19 protein-coding genes are annotated in these 24,720 nt (G+C 59.7%); 16 read left to right on the forward strand and 3 right to left on the reverse strand.

The window, feature by feature from the left end; translation table 11 throughout:
* From KO516_RS14320 to KO516_RS14385, 14 genes are all read left to right on the forward strand, one after another.
* Window positions 1–251, forward strand: a 251-nt coding sequence (locus KO516_RS14320) for a hypothetical protein (RefSeq protein ID WP_216004467.1), incomplete at its 5' end; no start/stop codon positions are given.
* Entirely contained in the window at window positions 248–4,147 is a 3,900-nt protein-coding gene (locus KO516_RS14325; RefSeq protein WP_216004468.1) for a phage tail tape measure protein, read from the forward strand. The genes KO516_RS14320 and KO516_RS14325, both read left to right, overlap by 4 nt.
* The gene (locus tag KO516_RS14330) at window positions 4,144–4,827 is read left to right on the forward strand and encodes a hypothetical protein (protein WP_216004469.1); all 684 of its coding nucleotides are present in this window, start codon (window positions 4,144–4,146) and stop codon (window positions 4,825–4,827) included. The genes KO516_RS14325 and KO516_RS14330 overlap by 4 nt, the downstream gene beginning before the upstream one ends.
* A complete protein-coding gene (locus KO516_RS14335) occupies window positions 4,824–5,414 on the forward strand; it encodes a hypothetical protein (RefSeq protein WP_216004470.1) in 591 nt (196 codons plus the stop codon). The genes KO516_RS14330 and KO516_RS14335 overlap by 4 nt, the downstream gene beginning before the upstream one ends.
* On the forward strand, window positions 5,411–5,857 hold the full coding sequence (locus KO516_RS14340) for a hypothetical protein (protein ID WP_216004471.1): 447 nt from the start codon (window positions 5,411–5,413) through the stop codon (window positions 5,855–5,857). The genes KO516_RS14335 and KO516_RS14340 overlap by 4 nt, the downstream gene beginning before the upstream one ends.
* A complete protein-coding gene (locus KO516_RS14345) occupies window positions 5,847–8,294 on the forward strand; it encodes a hypothetical protein (RefSeq protein ID WP_216004472.1) in 2,448 nt (815 codons plus the stop codon). Before KO516_RS14340 ends, KO516_RS14345 begins: the two co-directional genes overlap by 11 nt.
* A gap of 12 nt (window positions 8,295–8,306) precedes the next feature.
* The gene (locus KO516_RS14350) at window positions 8,307–10,925 is read left to right on the forward strand and encodes an SGNH/GDSL hydrolase family protein (protein ID WP_216004473.1); all 2,619 of its coding nucleotides are present in this window, start codon (window positions 8,307–8,309) and stop codon (window positions 10,923–10,925) included.
* Between the two features lie 28 nt (window positions 10,926–10,953).
* On the forward strand, window positions 10,954–11,736 hold the full coding sequence (locus KO516_RS14355) for a hypothetical protein (protein WP_216004474.1): 783 nt from the start codon (window positions 10,954–10,956) through the stop codon (window positions 11,734–11,736).
* A 66-nt stretch (window positions 11,737–11,802) separates the two neighbouring features.
* A complete protein-coding gene (locus KO516_RS14360) occupies window positions 11,803–12,180 on the forward strand; it encodes a hypothetical protein (protein WP_216004475.1) in 378 nt (125 codons plus the stop codon).
* On the forward strand, window positions 12,164–12,619 hold the full coding sequence (locus tag KO516_RS14365; protein ID WP_216004476.1) for a hypothetical protein: 456 nt from the start codon (window positions 12,164–12,166) through the stop codon (window positions 12,617–12,619). Before KO516_RS14360 ends, KO516_RS14365 begins: the two co-directional genes overlap by 17 nt.
* A gap of 76 nt (window positions 12,620–12,695) precedes the next feature.
* Window positions 12,696–13,403 (forward strand): peptidoglycan-binding domain-containing protein, encoded by a 708-nt coding sequence (locus KO516_RS14370; RefSeq protein ID WP_216004477.1) that lies wholly within the window; start codon window positions 12,696–12,698, stop codon window positions 13,401–13,403.
* 158 nt (window positions 13,404–13,561) lie between these two features.
* Window positions 13,562–13,933 carry a hypothetical protein gene (locus KO516_RS14375; RefSeq protein ID WP_216004478.1) on the forward strand — a complete coding sequence of 124 codons (372 nt, stop codon included), beginning with the start codon at window positions 13,562–13,564 and terminating at the stop codon, window positions 13,931–13,933.
* Between the two features lie 567 nt (window positions 13,934–14,500).
* Complete coding sequence (locus KO516_RS14380) at window positions 14,501–16,390, forward strand: DUF262 domain-containing protein (RefSeq protein ID WP_216004479.1); 1,890 nt, start codon at window positions 14,501–14,503, stop codon at window positions 16,388–16,390.
* Between the two features lie 209 nt (window positions 16,391–16,599).
* Window positions 16,600–17,451, forward strand: a complete 852-nt coding sequence (locus KO516_RS14385; RefSeq protein WP_216004480.1) for a hypothetical protein — start codon at window positions 16,600–16,602, stop codon at window positions 17,449–17,451.
* A gap of 387 nt (window positions 17,452–17,838) precedes the next feature.
* Here the strand turns inward: KO516_RS14385 and KO516_RS14390 are convergent, their stop codons facing one another.
* The 3 genes from KO516_RS14390 to KO516_RS14400 form a co-directional block, all read right to left on the reverse strand.
* Window positions 17,839–19,554 (reverse strand): AIPR family protein, encoded by a 1,716-nt coding sequence (locus KO516_RS14390; protein WP_216004481.1) that lies wholly within the window; start codon window positions 19,552–19,554, stop codon window positions 17,839–17,841.
* A gap of 627 nt (window positions 19,555–20,181) precedes the next feature.
* Window positions 20,182–20,883 (reverse strand): RloB family protein, encoded by a 702-nt coding sequence (locus KO516_RS14395; protein WP_216004482.1) that lies wholly within the window; start codon window positions 20,881–20,883, stop codon window positions 20,182–20,184.
* A 5-nt stretch (window positions 20,884–20,888) separates the two neighbouring features.
* On the reverse strand, window positions 20,889–22,148 hold the full coding sequence (locus tag KO516_RS14400; protein ID WP_216004483.1) for an ATP/GTP-binding protein: 1,260 nt from the start codon (window positions 22,146–22,148) through the stop codon (window positions 20,889–20,891).
* 745 nt (window positions 22,149–22,893) lie between these two features.
* On the opposite strand from KO516_RS14400, the gene KO516_RS24300 reads away from it, so the two are divergent.
* Both KO516_RS24300 and KO516_RS24305 read left to right on the forward strand, forming a co-directional pair.
* Window positions 22,894–23,376, forward strand: a complete 483-nt coding sequence (locus KO516_RS24300) for a DUF6538 domain-containing protein (protein ID WP_252737618.1) — start codon at window positions 22,894–22,896, stop codon at window positions 23,374–23,376.
* Window positions 23,377–23,624: 248 nt separating this feature from the next.
* The gene (locus KO516_RS24305) at window positions 23,625–24,005 is read left to right on the forward strand and encodes a tyrosine-type recombinase/integrase (RefSeq protein WP_252737619.1); all 381 of its coding nucleotides are present in this window, start codon (window positions 23,625–23,627) and stop codon (window positions 24,003–24,005) included.
* Window positions 24,006–24,720 lie beyond the last annotated feature (715 nt).

The following is a 24,720-nucleotide window of genomic DNA, read 5'->3' on the forward strand; positions in this document are numbered from 1 at the left end:
GCGCATGCCCTGAAGACACTTACGCGCCACACAGCTTTGAGGGCCGGGCCATTTCGGTTGCAGGTCGTGAGCTGTTCCACCAGCGCCGTATTGGCGGCGCCGGATATGCCGGGCTCGATATGCCCGCCTGCCTTGCCTTGTTGGGCGCGCAGGGAGTTCCAACCAACATCGCCGCGCTGCTGCTGCCCCATTGGGAAAGCGGTCTGCTTGAGGCCGCAGCAAAGCAGCGCGAACAGGACAGGACGAAATGAGCAGATCCACCCGCGACTATAAGATCCGCCTGTCGGCATCGGGAAAGCAACAGCTGGAAGCCGATCTGCGCGCCTTAGGTGCGTCGGGTGAAAAGAGCCTGAAGCGCATCCAGACTGCCACACGCCCCGCCAGCGCGGGGCTGCGCGAGACGGATCTGGCGGCGCGGCAGCTTCGCGGTGGTCTTGCGGCCGTTTCCGCTGAGTTGCCTGCGCTTGGGCGATTGGCAACCTTCATGGGGGGGGCCGCCTTGGTTGGCGGGCTTGCGGCATTCGGGCGGGGCTCGCTTGATGCCGGTCGGCAGTTCCAGGCGATGATGCAGCGTGTCGAGGCCGCGACGCAGGCGAGCCAAGACGATCTCGACCGTCTTGGCGGTGCGGCGAAACGTCTTGGCGAAACCACTGCGTTCAGCGCGATGCAGGCGGCGGAAGCGATCGAGGTTCTGGCCAAAAATGGGGTTTCGGTCTCTGCCATTCTTGGCGGTGCCCTCGACAGTTCGGTGATGCTGGCCAGCGCATTGGGGTCAGAGGTCGCGCCTGCGGCGGATCTTGTTACCGATGTGATGCAGCAGTTCGGCCTGACCGCTGATCGCCTTCCGGATATTGTCGATCGACTGGCTGGCGCAGCCTTCACCAGCAAGTTTGGCTTTGACGATCTGCGTCTGGCGATCGCGCAAGCGGGCGGCGTGGCCGGATCGACTGGCGTCGAGATTGAAGATTTCCTGACCACCTTGTCAGCGACCGCAGCAAGCTTTGCGTCTGGTTCCGACGCCGGGACGTCATACAAGACGTTTCTGCAGCGCTTGGTCCCTGAGTCCGCAAAGGCGGCAGGCGTGATGAAGCGCCTCGGGCTGGAGTTCTTCGACGCCAACGGCAACATGAAGGACATGGCGTCGATTGCGCAAGAGCTTCAGGACGGGCTTGCCGGGCTGGATGATGCGTCAAAGCTCGATGCCTTAAAAACCGTGTTTGGCACCGATGCGATCCGGACGGCTGCATCGCTGGCCGAACAGGGCGCGGCAGGGTTTCGGGATCTGGCATCGGCCATTGGCGAAGTGTCGGCGCAAGAGCAGGCCGAGGTGCGCCTGCGCGGGCTTGATGGCGCACTGAAAGAACTGGCGGCGGCGTGGGAGGCATTGCAGCTTGAGGCCGCGCAGAGCGGCGGTCTGGAAGTCGCTGAAAAGTTCACGCGCCGTCTGACCGAGGCGCTGCGCTATCTGACCGAGAATTTCGCGGAGGTCGAAGAGATCGCCGAGCGCGTCGGTCAGGCTCTGACGGTGTACCTAGCCTTGAAGGGAATGGGGCTCGTCATAGCCAAGGGCGTGGCAATGCGCGCCGCGATGATTGAGCTAGCGACTTCCGTTGCTGTTACTGGCACAGCGGCGGGCCGGGCCGTTGGGCCGCTGACGCGGCTTGGCGTGGCCGCGCGTGTGTTGACCGGCATTATGGGCGGGCCTCTGTCCTTGGCGATCACGGCGGCGTCTTTGGTTGCATTCGGGATCGACACCGATGTTGCAGCGGATGCCGTGGGTCGTGCCGATACAGCCGCCACGAAAGCCGCCGATGCGCTGGACGCGTACCAAGAGGCGTCTAAGCGGGCGGCTGAAGAACAAAAGGGTCTGGGCGGGGCCGTATCCGAAGCTACCCAAGCCATGCTTACCCAATCGAGGGCCGCGCTTGCGCAATCGATTGAGGATGCCGAACGCGAGCTGCGCCGTGCGCAAAAAAGTATGAGTGGCGCATTTTTCGATGGCGACGGATTTGACGATTTCGCGGCTCGATACCGCATTTTGTTTCGCACGAATTTGCAAACAGGTTTGCCTGAGGGCCCTAGGAACCGTTTTCTAACCGACCTTGCGGAGATGGCGGATCAGGCATCCCGCATGGAGGTGTCCGGGCAAGAGTTTTGGGCTGCATTCACGAAGGTTCAGGGCGTTGGCTCGGGCGTTGAGGAAATTCGCAACGGGTTGGAGGAAATCCTTGCGGCAACCGGGGAGCTTTCAGACAGCGATGCTTTGAAAGGGGTCCGTGACGTCGCTGCCGCGACTGGCCTCTTTGCGGAGCAGATAAACGAAATCGACATGGCGGAGGGGGAGGCTGAAATCCGTTCAGCCTACGGCTCTCTCTTGGAAGTCATGGATGAGGCGATCATCGCCGGGCGTCAACTTCGTCAGGAGCAGCTGGAGGGCTTCAGGGCGAACGCAGAGGGGCTCGCGGCGGCGGAAAAGGACGTCGTAGGGCTTCGCGAGCGCGAGAAAGAGCTACTTGAAACTAGCCGCGACATAGCCGCCGAACGGCCTTTTGACGAGACGGCAGACAGCGCCAAGGACGCGGCCAACGAGATCGACCGTTTGAAGCGCACTTACGAGCAGTATCAGCAGGGCCGTTCCGGGTCCGACAGCCGGGCCTTTGGCGTTGGCGCCACTGCTGCCGCGAAGAGTGGCCTGCGTGACCTGATCGGATACGCTGAAGGCACGGACAAGGGGCGCAAATACAACGAGACGCTGGACTATGGCCGCTGGACTGGCGGCGATGTGAACCTCGTTGCGATGTCGCTGAACGATGTTCTGGCCCTTCAGGATCAGATGCGCACGCCAGAGAACCGCGCGATGTACGGGGATGGCGCGGGCTCGTCCGCCGTTGGTCGTTACCAGATCGTGTCATCGACGCTGCGCAGCCTGATGGATGAGATGGGGCTGACGGGGTCGGAACTGTTTTCCCCCGGCCTTCAGGATCAGATGGCGGACCGGTTGATTGACCGGCGCGGCCGGGATCCGAGTTCGTTGCGGCAGGAGTGGCAGGGCCTGAACAGGGTGGATGATGCCTCGATTCTCGGGGCTTTCGATCAAGGCGTAGGCGATCGCGCCAGGGCCTCCGCCGAGCGTGACCAGCAGGCCGCCGCTGCCGCCGAGGAGCGCGCCAGCACGCTGCGGGATCTGATCGCGGTTGGCGAGCAGCAGCTTGATCAGCTCCGGTTCGAGGCGGCTCTGACCGGGCAGTCGGTCGAGGACATCGCCCGCTTGACGTTTCAGCGAGACGCTTTGAACCGGGCGAAGCAGGCCGGGCTCGACCTCGACCAGGTGGTGACTTCCGATGGGCAGACCTTGCGTCAGACGATCGACGAGCAGGCCGCAGCCTGGGGGCGGCTCGCCGCCGCCCAGGAGGAGGCCAGCCGCTCTGGCGAGAGCGCACAGGCGACCCAGCAGGCTCTTGACGAGGAGCTGCAGCAGTACAAGCAGAGCGTGAGCAGCCTGATGGACAACCTGAAGCCCGGGAACGGCGGCATCGAGGCGTTCTGGGAGGATCTGCGCAGCAGGGTCATCGACACGCTCTGGTCGATGGCGACGGACCCGGTCTGGGACATGATTGCGGAGCAGTTGCAAGGCCTTGTTTCGGGCGTTGACGGCAGCGGAGGGTTCCTGTCGACGCTGATCTCGGGAGTCTTCGGTGGCGGGACGTCCGGGGACGCTTCTGTTGATGTGCCGAAGCGCGCCGCGGGCGGTGGGTTTGATGATGTGGGCCGCGCCACGGGCCTTCTCGATGGGCATGGGGGCAAGCGGCAGGACAATCTTCTGGCCCTGGTCTCGCGAGGCGAGTTCATGCAGCCGGCGTCGGCCGTGGATTTCTACGGCGAGTCCTTCATGGAAGACATCCGCAACCGTCGTATCCCGAAGTTTTCAGATGGAGGCTCGATTGGCGGAGCGTCTTCAGGGGCGGCGTCTGAAGGGCGGGGGCAGGGTGGTCTGCAGCTGTCCGGCGGTGATCTGACGCTTACCGACGATGGCCGGATCATGGCGCGCGTGCGGGTTGAGCAGGCGCAGTCTGCCGCAGGTATCGCGCGCGCGACCAGCAGAAACTTCACCAAGCGCGCGGCGCAGCAGCGGGAGCGGGGGGTTTGAACCGGACAATCGTCACCCTGCCGCTATCCTTGATGCGGATGACATCCATCGACTGGGACATCGACTGGCGCGGGGCGCCGGAGGCGGGTCTTACGGACGGCAATACCCAGGTTGTGATGAATCAGTTTCCGCGCTGGGTCGGCAATCTCGAGATGACCATGCGCGATGATTTTTTGCGCTCTTGGCGCGCGCACCGCTGGCAGGCGCAAGGGCGGGTCGGCGCCTACAGGATCTACATGTTCGACCCGCTGGGCTTTAACGCGCCCGTTCTGCTGGGCAGAGCAGCGGTGACGGGTGGCGTCCCCTTCTCGACCGGAGAGACGTTTGCAACGGGCATGGGGTTCGCGCCGAATGTGTATCTTGAAGCGGAAGCGGCATCCGCGGGCGACACCAGCGTGACGGTGAGCTGCAGCGAGGCTGATCTCGTCCCGGTGCCGGGGCAGATCATGAGCATCGGTGACTGGCCGTTTGGTGTTGTCAGCGTGGAGCCGATCGGAGGCGAACAGTATCGCCTTGGCGTCCAGATGCCGCTGCGCGCTGATATCGCTGATAATGACCTGGTCAGTTGTCTCGCGACGGGACTGTTCGAGGTCGATGACGATCTGGCCGGGGCAGCGCCATATGGCAAGTTGAACCGCAGCTCGTTCAGCATCACCTTCCGCGAGGTGCTGAACCGATGAGCTTTTTCCCCTCCACCTTCGATCCGCGCGATGACCGGATCGGGATCCTTGACCTGATGAGCATCGACACCCCGGATGGCGTGGTGCGGCTCATCATCGGGACCGACGCGGTGTTCACGGACACGCTGGGCCGCAAATGGTACGGCTCGCAGATGTTCAGCGTCGAAAGCATGGAGAGCGCCATCAATGGTGTGGCACCGGCTGGGACCGCAACGCTGGCTTATTTTCAAGACCCGGCGGCGGGCAGCCTGATCACCTCTCTGAGAGAGCAGGGCGCGGACTACATCGACGGCGAGAACGTCGATTTCTTCGTGCAGCCGCTGTGCCACCTGGGCGAGTTCTACCGCCCGAGCATCGCACCGCTGCAATGGTGCCGACGCACGGCGCGGACGCTGACCTTCAGCCTGTCCGGTGCGGTGGAGCGGTCGATCAGCATGGGGTTTGAGGCGTGGAGCGAGGGGCGCAGGACAGCCCGGCGTATCGCGATGAACACGGAGGGGCACGCAACGCTGCTTGGCGGGGTGGCGAATCCATCGCTCGAGTTCAAGCCCAGCACCGATTTCCAACGAAACCCGATGTTCCGATGACGGAGATCAATCCTGAAATTATCCCGATGCAGCCGCTGTTTCGGGAGCTGAACCGCTGGGCGCATATGCCGTTCGTCTGGGGCGAGCACGACTGCTGCACAGTCCTGGCCGATTGGGTGCAGGTGGTGACCGGGCGCGACCCGGCGGCGCATGTACGCGGTATGTACGCCACTCGGGGCGAGTGTCAGCGCGAGACGGGCTATCTGCGTGATCCGGTCGCCTGCATCACATCTTGTCTCGACACCATCGGCGGCTTGCCACGCTCTGACTGCGCCATGCGGCGCGGGGATATCGGCGTGTATCGCTATGCCGGTGACCGCTGGGCCTTTGGCGGGATCTGGACCGGCGAGCACTGGGCGACCCACATGGACCAAGGCGTGGCCTTCCGCGCCCCACGCGCTGTCGAGGTGCTGGCGGCATGGGGGGTAGGCTATGAAACGTGATCTATTCACGACGACTGCGCTGGCCGATCCGCGCGTGTTCCAGCCCCAGGTTGCGGGCTTTGCCTTCGGCGCGCTTGGCGGGACGGCGGCGGCCACGGCGGGGGCGACGTTCACGGCTGGTGCGGTCTCGGGCGCGGCCTTTGCAGCCACGGCCTTCGGCGGCATTGTGGTGCAAGCGACGGTCAGCATCGGTCTGGCGGCGGTCGCGGCGGCGCTACAAGGCTCGGCGACTGTTGCAAGGCCATCCTCATCGATGGTCAGCCTGACAAATCCTGTCACCTACGCGGCATGGTGCCTTGGCACAGTGCGGAAATCCGGCGTGCTAGGGTTTGACCAGGAGGCGAACAAGTATCGCCATCAGGTCACGGTGCATTGCGCGCACCCCATCGAGGCATTCGTGCAGCACTATCTGGATGAGCTGCCGGTTGAGTATGACGGCATCGGCGAGTGCATCACCGACCCGCCGGGCGGATATGCCCGCATGGTAGAGATGTCGGGCAACTTGGGGCAACTGCCGCCGACGCTGCTGTCCGACGCATTCGGGCCGGGCTCGGAAACGGAGATCACCGCCGCGCATAACTTCGTCGGGCTCGGCTGCACCTATCTTCGGGGCAAGCGGGTTTCGACCACCGAGGTGGCAGAGCGCTATCCCACGGGTCGGATGTGGGTGTCCTCTCCGGTTTTCAGGGGGCTGAACACCGTCTACGACCCACGCATTGACAGCACCGGCTGGACGGACAACGCAGCCCTGCTGGTCGCGTGGTGGCTGACCGAGCGCATGGGCGTGACGGTCGATTGGGACGAGGTGGCCGAAGAGGCGGATGCCTGCGATGTGGCCGTGACCGATCTGTACGGCACGACCCGCGCAAAGTGGCGGATCAACGGAACGTTGTCCGACGATCAGGATTTCGAGACACAACGCGCCATGCTGGCCGCAGCCTGCGATCTGTTTCTGTACGAGGGTCTGGACGGCAAGGTTGGCTTTAGGGTGGGGCGCTACATCGAGCCGACCGTCACCTTGACGGCGCGCGACTTCATCGAGCTTCAGGCGACATCCGGGCAGACGGGCAGTTCGGCGCCGACCGAGATCGTGCCGGAATACATCGAACCGGACAACGACTGGCTGGAATGGTCGACGGGCACGTGGGTGGTCGGGTCGGGCGATCAGACCCAGCGTGACACGCCGCAGATCTACATGGTGGACAACCACAATCAGGCGATCCGTATCGCCAAGCGGCTCGGTACCATCAGTCGCGCGGAATGGCAGCTCAGTGGGGCGCTCTGCGCGGTTGGTTATGAGTTGATCGGTCAGCGGTTTTTCCGCCTGCAACACGCCGAGCTGGGCATTGATGCCGTGTTCGAGGTCAGCAGCCTGACGCGGGAGAGCGTTGGGGCTTGGAGCCTTGAGGCGATCAGCGTCACCGCCGCCGATTTCGATTTCGATAGCGCTACGGAGGAGCCAGAGCGGCCCACGATCAGCGACACGGACGAGAGCACCATCAGCGTCGACGACATTTCCGGCGTCACCGCGTCCTCGACCGCGAGCGGCGTCCTGCGCGTCGAATGGGACGAGCAGGACACGCTTTACGCGCAGGAGGTCGTCTACACCCGTCAGCTGGACGGCGAGGAATTCACGGCCGCAGCATCGGCTCCGACCTATGCCGAGATCCGGGGGCTTGAGGTTGGCCGAGTCTACGAGGTGCAGCTGCGCAATGTGGACGGGTCGAGCAAGGGCGCGCTCTCCCCGGCATCGCCAATCGTGGTGACGATCTCGGGATACGTCTCGCCTGATGCCGTGTCAGTCACGTCTGCGACCGCTGACCTGGGCCGCGCCTTCTTTGAGGGGTCTTCCCCGTTCCGAACATCGGCCATCAGAATTTACCACAGCGTCACCGGTGATTTCGAGGACGCGACCGCCTTCGGATCTCTGGTGCCTGTTGGTGCATCCGGCCTGTTCTCGATCACCGTTGGTTCAGCCCGCACAGATCTCGTCACGAACGGCGCATTCGGCAACCCGGTGGGCCTCTCGCTTGGCGCTGGTTGGTCGGTCGGCTCGGGCGTGGCCTCGCATTCGGCTGGCAGCGCCGGGGATCTCGATCAATCCGCCGATCTGGATGCCGGGGCCGATTACCTGCTGACCTATGACGTGGTGAGCGCCAGCGCGGGCACAGTGACCGGCGTTCTGGCCGGGACTACCGACGCCATTGGAACCGCTCGCTCTGCGCCGGGCACCTATCAAGACACGATCACCGCGCCCGTCGCTGCGGGTACGCTGACCGTCCGCGCCGACGCCGCATTTAGCGGATCGGTGGACAATCTTCAGCTGACCCGCGTGAACAGCAGCGCTGCGCCGACCGGATACTATTGGCTCGCTCCCGTCTCATACGACGGTGAGGAGGGGCCTGTGTCCGCATCCTACTACCTGATCATTCCATAAAGGATCGCGCCCATGACGACGCCAGAAACCCCGGCCAACATCTGGCTGGGCAACCCCATCACGCCCTTGCATCAGACCGACCCGAGCAAGATCGTGGAATGGGCGAACTACATACAGCAGCTGGCTGAGGCGTCTGGCGTCTTTGGCAAAGCGAGCTGGGCCGCGCTTCAGGGCGTCACGCCTACCGAAGAGGGTGTAATCGGGATTGTCGGAAGCGCAGCGACGGGCACGCATTCCGATTCCACGGCGACCGGTTACGATGGCGCGACCGTCGATGATGAGGGGGTTTATGCGTGGTATTTGGCGTGGGGCCGCTGGAAGCGCATCGGCGATATTGGCGGCTCGGCGGTGGCCGAGCTTGATGCCGATTTCACGTCAGAGCTGAACGACCACACCACTGACACGGCAAACCCCCACGGCGTCACGGCGGCGCAGCTCGGGCTGGACAACCTACCGAATCTCGCGGCGGTGGATTTCCCGATCTCGACCGCAACGCAGGCCGCGCTGGATGGGAAGGTCGACGCAGCCAGCCTGAAAGCCGTCGCGACCTCTGGAGAATATGCCGACCTGACGGGGGCGCCCGAACTTGATAGCTTCGCCACCTCCGCAGATGTGTTCGGACGGAGCAGCTGCCGCCCGGAATTGGGCGAAGCCTTTTCGTCTGAGGTCGAGGGTAGCAATCGGCCTGCGATCAGTAACGGCGCGCGCGCCACCACCACGCTTTTCGGGGATGTGTGGCGCTTGACCGGAGAGGACGCGGTTGGCGGCTTGCAGATCATCGCGCCGCGCCGAGAAATCGCCGTCGAAAGCGGGCGGCTCTATCGCGCTCGCTTTGTTTTCGCGCGGTCAGTCGATCCTACGGACCCGGCAGGGCACTTTATCACGATCCGAATGCAGAACTTGGGCGGGGCCCGCGCGGCGCTCTCCGACGTTACCATCGAAGGCATGAACCCCACGGTTGCGGATGGGGCGCAGGAGTTCAGCTTCACCTTTGGCTTCTCAGGCACGACGGGAGCCACCTACTACGTTCCAGATTCGACGCGCTATGCCGTGCCCCACGCCCTTCTCTATGGCGGCGACCATGAGACCGACTTCGCCGTTATCGAAGTGCTCGACATTACGGACACAGCGGCGGCGGTCGCGGCAACCGGCGACTATAACGATCTGACAAACAAGCCGACGCTCGGAACCGCCGCGGCAACGGCGGCCACCGACTACGCCACGGCAGTGCAGGGCTTGAAGGCGGATGGGGCGGTTCAGCAGTCGGGCCTGGACGCAGCCCCGCAGAAAGCCGAAATGGTCAGCGGCGACTGGCTCTATGGCCGCGACAGCGAAAACGGCGGGACCACCGCGAAATTCGCCCCGAGCACTGTCGCGGAAAGCGTGGCCGATAACATCGGGGGCCGATACGCCACCGCCGCGCAAGGCGCGAAGGCTGACGACGCGCTGCCGAGCCTTGAGGTTTCCGAGGAAAGCGGCATGATTTTTGCCGTGGTCGATGAGGAGGGGCGGCGCACTTGGCTTGAATCCGCGCCGGATGGGGGGCCAACCACGCGCGCTGCGTCCAAAGTCGGCGCGATGCTCGACGGGGCGAACACCCCCGGCCTGCTCGGCGGCCAAGAGGTCTACGACGAGAGCGGCGTAGGTGTCGGTTTCGTCGATCAGGACGGGCGGCGCACCGACCTGGAAGTGGGGCCGAATGGGAGATTCACGGATCGAGTGGTCTCTGGCCTGATCGAGCGGATGCTGACCGACACGGTGCTTTCGCAGATCTCCCAGGCGCTGGCCGTGCCTGACAATTTCTATTCTGGTCCGGGCATCACCTGCCTCGGTGACAGCCTGACAGCCGGGGCAGGAGGCACCCCATACCCGACCACGCTGGCGAGCTTGACGGGCAGGACCGTGACCAATCTCGGCGTCGGCGGCGAAACGTCCAACACCATCGTCGGGCGGGTCGGCGCGCTGCCTTATCTTGTCACCCCGGATGGCTGGCAAATCCCTGCTTCTGGCGGGGTGACTGTCACGCTGACCGGCACCGATGGGGGCGGGGTTGCGCCGTTGTTGCAGCAAGACCGTGGCCTGAACCCCTGCATCCTGGCCGGGGTCGAGGGCACCCTAAGCTACTCCGGCGGGGTCTACACCTTCATGCGCAGCGAGGATGGCGATGCGGTCGACCTTCTGCGGCCCGAGCCTATGCGGACCTCCTCGTGGGAGCGTAGAGGCGATATTTTCATTCTCTGGCTCGGGGAGAATGACGGCAACAACGACGCCACCACCATTATCGCCCGCAACAACGCCATCATCGAATGGATGGACGCCATGCAAAAGCGATGGCTGGTCGCCGGGCCGATAACCTCCACGATCAGCTATCGCCAGCCGATGCACGACCAATATCTCGCGGAGTACGGGCGGCGGTACGTCAATTTGCAGGAATACCTCGCCAGCTACGCGGCGCTCACCGAAGCGGGCATCACCGCGACGACGACCGATGACGACAACATCGCAATCGGGCGTGTGCCCGACAGTCTGCGCAGCGACGACACGCATCTCAACACGGCGGGCTACACGCTCGTCGCCAACTGCATCAAGTCCAGACTCGATGAGTTCGACTGGCTAGAAGAGGACGAATAAAATGGGCCGTAAAATTGTACTCGAAGGCGTGACGCTGACCGACACCTCCGCGCCGGTCATCGCCAACGACATACGGCTGAACCCCGGATCGCTGATCCTTACCGACTTCACGCACTCCATGACGGACGCAGGTGTGCCGGGCGATGGGGATGCTGTCGCCAACATCGCGTGGGAGCAGGCCGCCGAATTGATCGGCTCCGGGTCGCAGACCAGCCTCGCCTCGACCTTCGTCAACACATTTTCAGGCGCGCCCTATGGCGCGTTTGAGCGCACCTCGAATGGCGCTCTGCTCGGCGTCGTCAGCACGACCGACCAAGACGGCGGCGCAGCGCGCGTGGAAGGGTCTGCGTCGATCACCAGCTATCTTGCCGCGAATAATAGCCGAGAATACGCGGTGTTCCTCTGGACAGACGTGCAGCGCGTCTCCTCGTCGGGCAGCAATCTTTTCATCAGCGGCATCGGCAATGCTTCCTCGTTTTCGTCATCGAACCTGTTTCTGATTGCTCTGGCAAATAGCCTTGGCGTGCGGCGGCAAGGCGAGTCTGGCGATAGCTGGACGCCAAACGGCAACAGCGGTCTCAATGGCCTGTATCAAGCGGCGTGGGGAAACATCCCGCCCTTCAACAGCCTTGCGCCGGATCGCGGGCAGAGCTTCATCCTCTACGCATACCACCTTGTCGACGTCGAGGCGTCGGGCATGACCTACGACGAGTTGGAAGCTGCGGATATTGCGGCCTACGAGGCGTTTTTCGCCGAGGGCGGGCGTGGGTACGGCGACAGTCGCACCCTCGATCTGACGCAGTTTCCGTAACCATTCTGCGCGCACGGCCCAAGTCCAGGCCAGCACCTGCCCCCCAGCACCACGAAAGGAAGGCAAATGCCTGACAGAATACCCCAGCTCGCTGAGCTGTGGGCACACATCAAACTATGGCTCGGCCTCTGGCTCACCTGGCTTTCCGGGGCCGCCGGACAGGTCGCCATCGCTGGGGCAGCTGGCGGCGCTGTGCGCTGGTGGATGGAGGCTCGCCGTCGCATCGCGAGCGGTATCGGCTCGGTCATCACCGGGGCGATATTCGCGCAGTATTTCGCCCCGATCACGCTCGCGATCATGAACAGGTACATCGGCCCTCTGGGGGATGGCGCCTATGCCACCGCCGCCTTCGCGGCCGGCCTGGGCGGAATGTCGATCGCAAAGATCATTATCGCCGCCGTTGAAGCCGGCGCAGGGAAGCTGAACCATGAAAAGCAGGACTGAGAGGGCTGCGACAGCGGCGACCAGACAGGCAGCGAGGGAAGGGCGCATCTGGTTGTTGATGGCACCGATCCTAGCCCTGATCTGGGTGGTTTCCCCGGGGGTTGAGACAAGGATCTGGCCGGTCGTCACGCCCGCCGCAATCGTGGCGACCGAAGATCTCGGAGGGGGGTGGTCTCGGGTGGAACTCGAGGCAGAGAAGTTGCGCGATTGCGACTGGCGGTCCGTGGAATGGTTTCTCGGCGCGAGGGGTGCGAACGGCCCATCGGTTCAGGCCTACTTCGCGGACCCGCCACAAATCCGGGAGCGTGGCGTGTTGCGCTGGAAAGATCTGCGTGTCCGCCTGCCGGAGCACCTCCTGCTCACCGGTAGCTACGGCGACGTGCTGCATCAATGCTACGGCCCAGCCCTCGGGAAAACTCGGAGTTGGTTCTACCGCTGACGTCACATCACCCACCATCCAAATCTATACCGCCCGGCCATCGCGTCGGGCTTTTTCATGGGAGAAGACCATGCCGATGAACAGGATCATTCTGCACCATACCGGCGGCAGCTACGCCGTAAGCAACCTGGACCGCGAGCATTACCACCGGATCATCGACGGTTCGGGGGAGGTTCATGACGGGGTTCATGCCATCGCGGCGAACGCCCCGGGCCGCACCCTGACGACCGGTACCTATGCGGCCCACACGCGCGGGCTGAACACCGGCAGCATCGGCGTGTCGATCTGCGCGATGGCGAGCGCGGAATGGGGCGCTGTGGGACGCTGGGCCTATCCTGTACGCCCGGAGCAAGTCGAGGCGCTGGTGGCCGAGACGGCGCATCTCTGCGGCCTCTATGGGATCGCCGTCACCCGGCGGTCGGTCCTCAGCCATGCCGAGGTCGAGCCGACCCTGGGCGTCTGGCAGCGCGGCAAATGGGATTTCGATTATACGCTGTTTGGCGGGACGGCCTCCCGCGATCCGGTCACGGTTGGAGACGAGTTTCGCGCCGCGGTGCTCGCGTGCATGGTCGATCTGCCCGCCGCGCAAGACCATCCGTCACGCCCGACGCTTCGGCAGGGCGAAACCGGGCACTATGTCCGCGATGCGCAGGATGCCCTCGGCATCACGGTCGATGGGGCCTTCGGCCCGATTACCCGCGCCGCCGTGGTTGCGTTCCAGGCGCAGCACGAGCTTCTGCCCGACGGGGTGATCGGGCCGATGACCTGGGCGGCGCTGCTGTGAGCCAGCCCGATCCGCTTCGCCCCGATCCTGCCGACGATGACACCGACCGTCTGCGCGCGCTCTTTCGCGGGCGCGCATGCTGATCCCGATTACCGACTGGCGGCTTTGGCTCGCGCTCAACGCGGCTACGCGCCGCATCACACCGAAGGAACACGAAAATGGACTGGACCAACATCCTCGCGGCGTTCGAGCCGTATCTGACCGAGCTGATCGCGGCCGCGCTGTCCGGGCTGCTGTATCAACTGCTCAAAAGCGTGGTCGAGCGCGCAACTCTGCACTCCGCGATTAAGACCGGGGTTGGCAAGGCGATCGCCATGCTCGCTGACGGCAAGATCACCAAAGAAGAACTGATCGACTTCGCGCTGAGTTACGCGCGAACGTCCTCGCCCGGCGCGGTCAAGGGGCGGAAAGCCACGACCGAGATCATGGAAGGCATCGCCATGTCGAAGCTGAGCGAGTTTCCGACAAGCCTTCTGCCGCTTGCCTTGCCAGGGGCCAGCCCGAAAGCGGGATCGTCGCAGGATCAGTGATCCGCGCCCGCAGTTAGCGATCAGTGGGGCCTGCCCAACGAATCCCTCCGAGGGGGACTATCTAAGCTGAGGCATTCCGTTCCGGGTTCGAGCCATGCGCCCGGTCTTCCCGTGGGCGCACACCGGGCTTCTGGCCCGCATCCGGCAATGCACTGAGATGGAAACTTGATGCACCCATGCCCAACCTCTACGCACGCAACCAGCCCGAATCGGAAGTTGCCCGTTGAAAGCTCGGCAGTCTGCCTCCCGACAGGTCGGGCGGAGAGCTGTCGTTCGCTGCAGTCGCGGTTAAGGCATCTTGCTCGACCCAAAGCCGACGTTCAGAAATGCGGCGTGAGGCCTACGTCCTCATCGAACTATGGCGTCGCGAGCACACAGTACCGCCTCGCAGCTCTTCAGGATGTCACCTTGGCGAGGTTCCTCCCGATAGATCAAAGATCAACAAAGCGTTAACGCTCAAGCGGAACTATTCAGTCGGGCAGTCCAACCGTTAGGGGGTGGCGTATGAGCGAATATTGGACCAAGACTACTTCTAGTAGTCGTTAAGTTTCCCAAAGGTACCAACGCATGGACGCCAAGGCGCACGATCTGAATTTCGTTCTTGGGCAACGACAGCAATGGGTTGTGCCTGTTTACCAACGTCATTACGAATGGGAAACGGACACGGATAAGCAAATCCCAAAGCTGTGGGACGACCTGCGCGACAAAGCCGTTGAACGCCTGGAAGAAGACCGAAAGCCGCTCCCCCATTACTTCGGCGCGATCATATATTCCGAACCGGCGAAACAAGCTTTCGGCGTTGTTCCTCTTCGCTTCCTTGTCGATGGGCAACAGCGGATTACCACGTTTCAAATTGTCCTTGTCGCAATCCGTGAAGTTTCTCGCAAGCTCGACATTAAGAGTCTTGTCGAAGTCACCAGCACTTACCTCTTCAATGACGAAAATAAGGGCATGAAGGACGCCGAAAAGGAGCGGTTCAAGCTTTGGCCTTCGTCGTATGACCGTGAATTGTTTCAGAAGATCGCGATTGAAGAGTACGCCGAAGTCGTAGCGTCGTTCACACCGCGATATTTTCACGGAACCGGGCGGATTAAGAAAGGTGGAACCCCAAAGCTTCTTCTCGCCTACCATCACCTATGGACGGATATATGCGCTTTCGTAGACGACCGCGTAGAGATAGGTGATGAGCCTGAAGCCGTGCTGGGCGCACTGCTTGAAGGCTTCCTTGCTGGATTTCAGATTGTCGTCATCCAGTTGGATGAAAACGACGATGCGCAGGAAATCTTCGCGTCGCTCAACGGACTTGGGAAACCGCTCGCACCCTTTGACCTTATCCGTAACAGCATCTTCCATCGCGCCCGGAGGCTTGGCGAAGATGATGAAAAGTTGTTCGATGGCCGATGGAAACTCTTCGAGGAACCGTTTTGGACCGAAGAAGTCCGGCAAGGCAGATTGAAACGCGCCCGTGCTGACCACCTTATCGCGCATACAGTCGTTGCAGAGACTGCAAGGGACGCCAATATCGGCAAGATCGCGACCGAATACCAGCACTACGCGCGCGACCGCGCCTTTCCGTCTGTGGCCGAAGAGCTGGACGTGCTCATCGGTCACGCCAAAAACTACCGGCTACTTGAAGATACCAAGGAAGGTACGACTGTCCGTCGAACTGCCAATGTTTTGAAAATTTGGGACTTGTCTACGTTTCATCCCTTCGTGCTTTGGGTGCTCAGCAATGTGGCCGACGAAGGCGAGCAAGGGCGCATCCTTGGGCTTCTGGAAAGCTATCTCGTGCGCCGCGAACTGTGCGGCCTCACGACGAAGAACTATAACAAAGTCACAACGAGCTTTATCCGCGCCGCCAAGTCTGCGCCGGAAGCGTTCGACGCATTCAGTAAGCACATGGCGTTGATGACGGGCGACATATCGAAAATGCCCACCGATGCACAAGTGAAGGAAGCAGTGCTTCGCCGCAAAGCGTATGCGGTAATTCCGACCCCCCGGCTTCGTTTTATCCTTCAGAACGTGGAATATGACCTTCGTGACAAGTTCGACGAAGTGACCGTCGCAACATCAAACCTGACCATCGAGCATGTGTTGCCGCGCAAGTGGGCCGAAAACTGGCCTCTTGGCGATGGAAGGACAGCTTCGCACGAGTCAAGTTTCGAAGCGATGATTGCAGGTGTGCCGATGGATGATGCCATGAAGGCTTTGGTCGAAGCCCGCGCGCAATCGGTGGATACGTTGGGCAACCTTACCCTTATCACCGGCGCACTGAATCCCAGCTTGGGCAATGCCGGATGGGAGAAGAAGCGTGAGAAACTGGCCGGTTCCCTGCTTGCATTGAACCGCATGGTTGCGAAGGCCGATGACTGGACGGAAAAGAGCATCGAAGCACGGGCGGGCAAGATTGGCGACGTGATCGTTGCTCGCTGGAGAGCCCCAAGAATCCCAGAGTGACGTCTTTCGCTCTATCGAACTCATCGGAATCTGTTCTGGTGAAGCTGTCTGTTGCGCGGTCTTCACGGAGGGTCACCTGCTCCCCTGAACATTGCGAACTAAAGAACGCGGTCTCTACGGGGAGCAGGTCACTGGCAACCCGGTGCCTTTCCCATTAGAAGATTTCCTATGGGTGTGCTCCGAATGGCAAACTTACGGATTGGGCGCAGGTGGTTGAAAAAATTAGCTTTGAAACTTTCACAAACTCACAACACCAACGAGATCATGCTGCCCTCAACGAACTTGCTCTTAAGCTGAACCGAGCATCTTTGCTGATATCTTTGCATGGATATGAGAGTTGCTGCGAAGAATTAAAGACTCAGCATCGCGTGGTCGGATCGCACGTTCTTTCCGCCATTAATTCAATATCTTCAATACTATCTCTGACTGAGAATATCAGTGTGCAAGTTAGGGAATCTGTTCTTCTATCTAGGGGAGTTTATGAAACTTTTCTTTTGGGCGCCTTTTGCTCTATTGACAGCGGTGCGCGAGCCAATAGAGCTGCGCTGCACTCAATTTACAAGACAGTTCGAAGCCAGACACAGCATGCTGCATTGGGGGATGTGCAGGTGAATATTTCCAAATCGCAGCGGATTGACCGAAAACATCCCAAGGTGATCGAGGCCATGAACATGTTTGGCGGTTCAAAAAATGTCAGGCCGTGCTTTCTGGAAACTCGTGCCGAGATGATCAGTGCAATTTCAGCCAAAGATAGGACTTCAGGCATCCTGTTCGCTGGGGTGGAGGCCATGATCTACGACATTGGATCAGAAATTGTTCATGGTTCATATTATGCATGGGATGCATTCAATGCGCCTTCTGAAGGACAACTTGAAAGACTTCAGGGCCATTATCAAAATGCGCACTACGCCGTGTTCTTGTCTACTGCTGCGTTTTGCCGATCCGTTAGGGCAAGAATGTTACCTTCTGATTTTTTTGAGGATCTGGAACGCTTCGCTATGGATGCGTTGAAGGTCCATGTACGGGATGCGCTTGATACGGACGGGGATGAGCTTAGCTAGTCTAACCGTCCGCCTTGGTCCGTACTACGGACTTTGGCGTGCCCAGGCATATTACTTGATGCCCTGAATGGCCGTTTCTGGGTAGCTGCAACGCAGCGTTGGGCTGAATGCGGAATGTCCGGAGAGGGCCGTCAGTGCCCGCAAACCTGGCGCGCCAAGACGAAGGGACAGGCCGCAGCGACGCATGTCTCCTTCGAGCCCAAACTCCCGCGTCTGAGCTGGTCCTTCGCTGCGGGTGAATTCGTCCGCTGTCAGCCCAGAGCAGACACAATCGTCTCCCAAGGAAGTGGGATCGCAACTGATGACCGAAACAATGGCCAACTGCTGAGATGCCGACGAAGAAGATGGTTTCGGACCTGCGTCACACAGAACAGCAATCGCCGAAGCTCAGGTTGAAGCCACCATCGATGAAAAATCGGAACACTTTTCTGGTTGCCCGGTTGCGACGAGCATGGCGTCCAACTGAGCTTTGGTTTGGCTCAGAAAATCTTCTTCTGAGCTAAGCTTCTTGAAGAATGTTTCTGGTTGGACGATGGCTGTGAGAAGGGGAAGCACAGCTTCTACGATTGGCAGCCATCTCGCTGAGAGATCGGTCAATACTGTGCCCTTGGTGGCGGCTGGTTTGAAGCTGACCGTCAGAGGATCACAATAAGTGCCGACAACGGTTTCGAGACTGTTAGCTATGGCGGCAATGAGGAACGGTTTGAAATTGAGATTCCTCAGAAGCGCCAACTGCTTGGCCTCGACCGAGATTAGGGCGCCTTCATTTGATTTAGCCTTTAACTCTAACCGTTTGTTATCGATTGCACGGGCGAGAGAGTAGACGAGCAAAATGTGCCGGGCTTTCTTGTTTTCGAACGCGCTCCGGTATAGATGGCCTTGAACAAAAAGCTGTGCCTTACCTCGAACCGCATCTGTAGGGCGGCCGTGAAATGCCAGCAAAGGTTGCAAAACTTGCTCAATTCCAATCTGGTCACCATGAGCATTGAAGCCACGCTTGCGGTAATAAGCGTACCCGAGTTCATCAAACTCGTCAGACAGCCGCTTCTGGTCAGCATCATTGCTGAAACGGTCCCATGTGGTGATGACATTTTGGGTGTTATTGAAACGAACGATTTTGTCGATGGTTGCTTGATCAGAGCATTCAATAACCCGACAAAGGAGCTTCACCTCATCGAGTGACGTTTTAGATTTATCAATTGAACCAATGGTTCCGGAAGTCTGCGCTCCATTGATGATGGAAACACCCCGCAAATCCCTTTTACCCTTTTTCTTCTCGCCTATGGAAAGGGTCAGCACCGTGATGCCGTTGTTGTAGGCCCAAAAATCTTTAGGCTCCTTTTCAGCGGTTTCACGGATTCCAGAGTTGACTCGTTTTCGACCGTCGGCACCGAGAAATCCACGGTAGTTAGCACTGTATAGCTTGTCGCCGTATTTCTCGTAGAGACCATGCAACCAGTTTGCTTCAACCGTCGCAACACCAGCGGTCCAGTTGTCGCCCTTTTGAGTGATGCCAATCTCCCAGGGGAAACCAATGTCGTCAATCACTTCAATGTGGGAGTCTTGAGCTGTAAATAGATGCTCAATCTTAGCCTTACCAAGCTCATGTGAGCGAACCGTAAGTCTATCGTCCGCGAGCGTTGTACGCAGGTGGCTTTCGACTGTTTGAAGCTCGCGAGTGACGTTCACTGATTCCGGTAGGTTGTGGACGTATAGAAGGTCGATTGATTCAATTTCGCCTGCATCTATCGCCGCGCGGAAGCCTGTAATGATTTCCCGCAGTTTTTCCGGCACCGACGTCAGGTCGCCAGACAGAAGCCAAGCACAAGCCGTATTTAAGTCTGAAGCTTTGTTGCTCGGGGCCTCGTCTTTCGGCTTCTTCGCCATATAGCCTTGGGCGAAGACCAAACGCTTCGAATTCGGATCGTGATAGATGAAATCGATTTTTTTATCGTTTCCGCCTTCGGTAAGACCTTCACTCGCCAACGAGTCGACGTCTGGCTCTTCGATGAAGAGCGCGACCGCAAGGCAAAGATACGCCTCGTCGTGCCCAATTTTGTCGATGAGAGATTGTCGGGTTTTTAGTGCGTCTGTGAAGCTCATGGAAGTGTGCTTTGCTTTTATACAAGTTTCCACACAGCATCACAGCTAACTGCCTCGCTCGCAACCTTGTAGACGTAGTCATGCTCGGATCGGAGCCAGAATACTCATGAGTTTTCTCTACTAGCGGAAGCGGGCCAATATTTGGGTCTTGCAAAGTCTGCTTTCTGCGCGTCGTGGACATTCGCGCTTGGGAGCGGCATCGGTCAGTTTGGGCTCGCAACTGCCTTGCAGCGCCGCAGTGATTGATTCACGGCGCATCGGCACCGGCTGTCGATTTCCCCGATGGCCGCAGTCAGAGCGTATCGATGGCCACAGTCAGCCCGAAGTGGAAGCGATCCGCGCCTGTGCTCAGCCTTCACTGCTCCTGCAGGACGGGCGGGGAGTTGACGTTCGCCGCACCTTGAACGAACGGTAGAAACACGCATAAAGCGGCCTCTGTCATGTTCCAACCTCGGTTGCCTGAAAAGTCGCACTTGGTCCATGCGGTTTTGCAAACCCACTTTAGTGCAACTGTGGACTTACCATGATTCGAGGCAGACAGAAGTGGCCTCCAACCAATGAGTTTCATTGTAGTAGGGATTAGGACATTGTTATCAGCTCGCCTGAAGATGCCGACAGTCAGAAGCTTTAGGATGCCTCGCTTACTTGCTGCTTCGCGATTTCCTGAAGCCCTCTGACAACCAGATGTACACGGGTTGATGGGTTTTCGAAATACTCTTGAGCCTGTTCGTCAATTGCAGCCTTGAGGAACGATTCCGCTCGCTGGATCGCGGTTTCTCGATGTGGCCCGATCGTTTCGAAGAAAGTGTCGCAGCCAGATTTTTCATAGTCACTGAATTCGTTCTGTTTGCACAGATCAGCCAAGAGAGCCTGTCCAGGAGAGCCGCCTGTCGCTGCAGCTTCGTATGGTTTTCGGGATGCTGAAACATGCAGCAGATACCACAATTCGAAACAAGGAACTGAGGGTATGGCTAAGACAACCTTATCCTTGAAGCTTTTTCTTCCAGCCAACCCACTGAGCGTCTGCAATGCTTGTTCGTAGCTGGCGTGCCGGTCCCGGTCGAAGACGCAGTAGATTTGCTCGAAGTCGTCATCCTGTTTGAGCCGCGTTATCGCATCCTCGACAACGCTGATTGGTGCGGATCCTCCATCGCCTACGATCACAACCTTGGCTGTCGTCAGCCCGAGTTCTTGGATCAGGCGCCGGAAGTATTCTGGCTCAGTCTTTGATCCTTCAGTAACGATCAGCACCCGGTCGCGTTCCTGCCGGAAAGCTGCTCGACGTTTGAGGTCCTTGCGGGATTTCGGCTGTCGGCGTGAACGTGCCATCGCGCCTATCCCCCCAGCCGGGGCACAGCGCCATAGCGGCCTTGTAGGTACCCCTTCTGGAACGGTCGCGCATCGCGCGTCTTGTAATCCGAGAAGGGTGTCAACCGCGCCGCCAAGTCGCGCCCCTTTTCGACGAGCCAGATCTGATCTCGACCAACGCTGCCCTGCTCTGTGACCGAAGTATCATGGGTCGTGAAGATCAGTTGTGCATCATGCGGGTTGAGCTTCGGGTCGCAGAACATAGCAATCAGGTGCTGGAAAGCCAGCGGATGCAGACCGGAGTTCAACTCATCTACGACCACGGTCCAGCCATTATCCAGCACATCGAGGACAGGCCCTGCTAACTCGAACAAGGCTCGTGTGCCGGAGGACTCTTCCTCAAGAGGGAGTGGTGTGCTTGCCCCTTGATCGTCCTTGCGCACAAACCGCACTTCGTAGGCCTTGGCCTCGGGAGAACCCTCGCGGATCGCCGCCTGTATGGGCTCTGGGAGTCGTGAAAAGCTCGTATGATCGACGAGGCTGCTCTCATCGACCTCTATGTCTTGCAACGAGATATCCGCCTGTTTCAGAAAGGAGATGATGCGCTCTTTCCATCCGGCTTCCTCAAATCGGGTGGGAGTATATCCCGGCCGCGCCTCTCCAGACATCGAAAACATGCGCAGGTGTTTCGCCAACCATTCGTGCGCCGACTTCAACCCTTCGGCATTCAACTGTACCGCTGTACTCAAGAATAGCGCGTCGGGCCTCGTCTGAGACTTCCAACTGTCGCGCTCACCTTTCAAATGTACAGGGCTTATATCCCAGTCATAGCTTTCGCTTTCTGCATCGTAGGTGCGGGTAAACAAAACCCGCTGACGGCCGGTGCTCTTGGGACGAGCAAATAGCCACTCTTCCACCACACGCTCCTTCGTCAAGGCAAAGCCGTACTGGTAGAATGTGTTTCCGTTGATAAAGAGCACCTCGAACTCTGAGGGTTTTTTGCGCCAGTCGCTGTGAAACAGGAACGGCTCTACCCCAGTGCCCTGTCCCGCCTCATTGCGGAACGAAGTCCGCACGAAGCGGGACACAAAGGCCATGGCGTCGATCAAAGATGACTTTCCCGACCCGTTTGCTCCGAAAAGGCATGCTTCGCGCAGTGCGAAAGGAGCGACTGAAAAGCCGGTTTTTGCCACATGCGCCCGCTCGGTCGTAGCGCTGGCCGCCATGGAGAAGGTCTGCTTCTCTCGGAAGGCGCGATGGTTTTCAACAGAGAACTCGATCAGCATGAGGTGACTGCTTTCGGTCTGATTTTTGCATGTATTTGCAAAAATGCTATCAGAAATAGATTTACACCTCCTTATCGGGCATTCAAGTGGGTGAAAAGGGGAACAGCGCGCCGATCTTGCTAAATCTTGGCACCTTGCTTCCCCGTCTCGCATGTCCTCCACCTGATCCCACAGTCTGTTTGGGGAGCCACTCGTACTCTGCTTGGCGAACCGATTTTTGGTCGCCACAGTGCCGCATTTTGAATGTTCGACGGCCGCCAGCTATAAGGACGGGCTGGGACCGGCCGTGTGCCGCGCCTGGTACGAAGGTCGGCTTTGGGCCGGTCGTCCTAGGTGATGGCTGCGACTTTGCAAAGAGCGCTTACTGCGCGTTGCTGACCTTGATTTTTGGTGCAGCAAGAGAGCCGGTGAATCTCGCCCATGAAGGGCCGCTTTCCTCAACACTGGCGACCCGCCCGCGCAGGCACAGTGAATGCACATTTTTTGCCTGTCTCGTCCGCCCTCTTCGGTATGGCGGTGTGCCCGGGCGGCACGGTGGATGGGCAGGATGGCTTTTCGTGTCGTGGGGCACCCTCTTCGTATGTCATTGATTTGCATAGCTCGGCGAGTCTATCCGCGTGTGGCACGTAGGCTTTGAAAACACTGAATAATCTGCCAAAATGGGTGCGCCGTGTGGGGGCACCGTAAACTTCGGTAAGACATTGGTTTCGCTTAAGCTTCTCGCAACTGCTTGGAGCTGTAGACCATGTCGGAGACCATTTGCCCCTCGTTCACCTTTGTGAAATCAGGGATCTTCTACCTCAGCCGTCGCATACCGACCGAGCTGAAGAGCCACTACACTTCGCCCCGCATCGCTTTTTCGCTTCGTACGAGATCCGTCCGGATTGCCGAGGCCAGAGCCAGACGCGCGGCTTGTCAACTTGACGAGTACTGGTTCCATCTTCTGTCACAGTCGAAGGAATTGCCGGGCAAGCACATGCTTCGGCTTCAGCGAGATCCTCGGGCGGCATCGAAGGCAACACCTGCCCCACGGGTCGAAGCGGTCTCAGAGACGATCACGCTTTCCGAAAGCATGGCGCTCTACCTCAAGCACAAGGGCAACAATCGCCCCGACGCCTTCCATCGCGCCGCCGAGAGAGCTTCGGGCTATGTCATCGACGCCCCTGTGGCGACAAGCCCCTCGACGCCTACACGCGGGTTGACGCGAACGCCTTCCGTGACAGCCTGATCGAGCGCGGTCTCGCTGGCAGCAGCATGACGCGGGTCTTCGGCACCGTGCGGTCGATCATCAACTTCGCAGCCAGCGAGCAGGGCATCACGATGACGAACCCCTTCGCCGGGGTATACTACGACCGGGAGGCCGGTGTCTCCGACCGCCAAGCGGTGCCCATGCCTGTCCTGAGGAAGCTTCAGCAGGAATGTCTCAATTTGGACGATGATCTTCGTTGGCTCGTCGCCTTGGTCTCGGACACGGGCATGCGCCTTGCCGAAGCTGCAGGCATGACGATGGCTGACTTCCAACGCGACGCCAGCGGCGCTCTGGTCGCCCATGTGCGTCCACATCCATGGCGGCGGCTCAAGACGAAGGGCAGCGAACGCATCGTCCCACTCGAGGGAAAAGCCCTCTGGGCAGCCGAAAGGATCCTGTCGCAAGGCGGAGGGTCCAAGTTCGCCTTCCCGCGCTACAACAAGGCCAAGACGACCAACTCGAACGCCGCCAGTGCCGCATTGAACAAATGGATGAAAACGAACGGAGGCGAAGACATCACCATGCACGGCTTCAGGCATGCCATGAGGGACCGCCTGCGGGCTGTTGAGTGCCCTTCCGACATCGTTGACCAGATCGGTGCCTGTTGACGCCGGGTGGTCCATGCCGATATCCTTTGTTTTGCTGACGCGAACCATCGCCGAGGTGCCTGCAACGGGAACATAACAACCGTGTGGAGGCACCATTCTGCAAAACGGAGCAGATTTCTCGCTTAAAGCCTTGAAAGGTAAGGATAATTTTGGACTTCTATAACCTCCATTCTTGCTATACTCGACGGGGCCCTCGAAGGTCAGTTTCGCGACTAAGCGCTTAACTCTATAGTCCCATTTTTTGTATATTTTACAAGGGCTTGTCAAGAGCTTCATCGCGAGTTCAATACTTTCGCTTTGCTGCCCTTCTCGGGTCTTCAAGACAGCAATCCTCTCTGCCAAAAACGGCTTCTGACCCTCAAACTCAAGCAAGCGCTTCTCGTATGTTTCGATCAGGTTTGCTTCCGAAGTTGTGGCAATTCGGTCGACCAAGGCCGAGATGTAAGCTTCAAGTTTTTCCATCTCCTTTGACGCTGATTTTGCTGCTTGCAGCATCTCGGCCTGCTGGACCTCGATGACGTCACCGATCATCGCCTCTGCAATCTTCAGAATCTGTTCGGAAGGTGTCACTCTCTCCAAGAGATCACACATGTCCTCCTCGATTTTTTTCCGAGGAATGGATCTGTCGCGGTTTGGTGCCGCTCCAGGTGCTCGTTTAGGCCACTTTCCGTTCGAAGGCGACCGGGCTTTTCCAGCCCAATGCTGAGTGCCGTCG

It is taken from the genome of Citreicella sp. C3M06, from assembly GCF_018860705.1.
Lineage (GTDB): Bacteria > Pseudomonadota > Alphaproteobacteria > Rhodobacterales > Rhodobacteraceae > Salipiger.

Coding starts and splice junctions, on each gene's coding strand:
- KO516_RS14400 (WP_216004483.1), bottom strand. CDS start 22,148: ATGCTGATCGAGTTCTCTGTTGAAAACCATCGCGCCTTCCGAGAGAAG.
- KO516_RS24305 (WP_252737619.1), top strand. CDS start 23,625: ATGCGCCTTGCCGAAGCTGCAGGCATGACGATGGCTGACTTCCAACGC.
- KO516_RS14340 (WP_216004471.1), top strand. CDS start 5,411: ATGACGGAGATCAATCCTGAAATTATCCCGATGCAGCCGCTGTTTCGG.
- KO516_RS14375 (WP_216004478.1), top strand. CDS start 13,562: ATGGACTGGACCAACATCCTCGCGGCGTTCGAGCCGTATCTGACCGAG.
- KO516_RS14365 (WP_216004476.1), top strand. CDS start 12,164: ATGAAAAGCAGGACTGAGAGGGCTGCGACAGCGGCGACCAGACAGGCA.
- KO516_RS14335 (WP_216004470.1), top strand. CDS start 4,824: ATGAGCTTTTTCCCCTCCACCTTCGATCCGCGCGATGACCGGATCGGG.
- KO516_RS14390 (WP_216004481.1), bottom strand. CDS start 19,554: ATGAGCTTCACAGACGCACTAAAAACCCGACAATCTCTCATCGACAAA.
- KO516_RS14395 (WP_216004482.1), bottom strand. CDS start 20,883: ATGGCACGTTCACGCCGACAGCCGAAATCCCGCAAGGACCTCAAACGT.
- KO516_RS14350 (WP_216004473.1), top strand. CDS start 8,307: ATGACGACGCCAGAAACCCCGGCCAACATCTGGCTGGGCAACCCCATC.
- KO516_RS14370 (WP_216004477.1), top strand. CDS start 12,696: ATGAACAGGATCATTCTGCACCATACCGGCGGCAGCTACGCCGTAAGC.
- KO516_RS14345 (WP_216004472.1), top strand. CDS start 5,847: ATGAAACGTGATCTATTCACGACGACTGCGCTGGCCGATCCGCGCGTG.
- KO516_RS14360 (WP_216004475.1), top strand. CDS start 11,803: ATGCCTGACAGAATACCCCAGCTCGCTGAGCTGTGGGCACACATCAAA.
- KO516_RS24300 (WP_252737618.1), top strand. CDS start 22,894: ATGTCGGAGACCATTTGCCCCTCGTTCACCTTTGTGAAATCAGGGATC.
- KO516_RS14325 (WP_216004468.1), top strand. CDS start 248: ATGAGCAGATCCACCCGCGACTATAAGATCCGCCTGTCGGCATCGGGA.
- KO516_RS14380 (WP_216004479.1), top strand. CDS start 14,501: ATGGACGCCAAGGCGCACGATCTGAATTTCGTTCTTGGGCAACGACAG.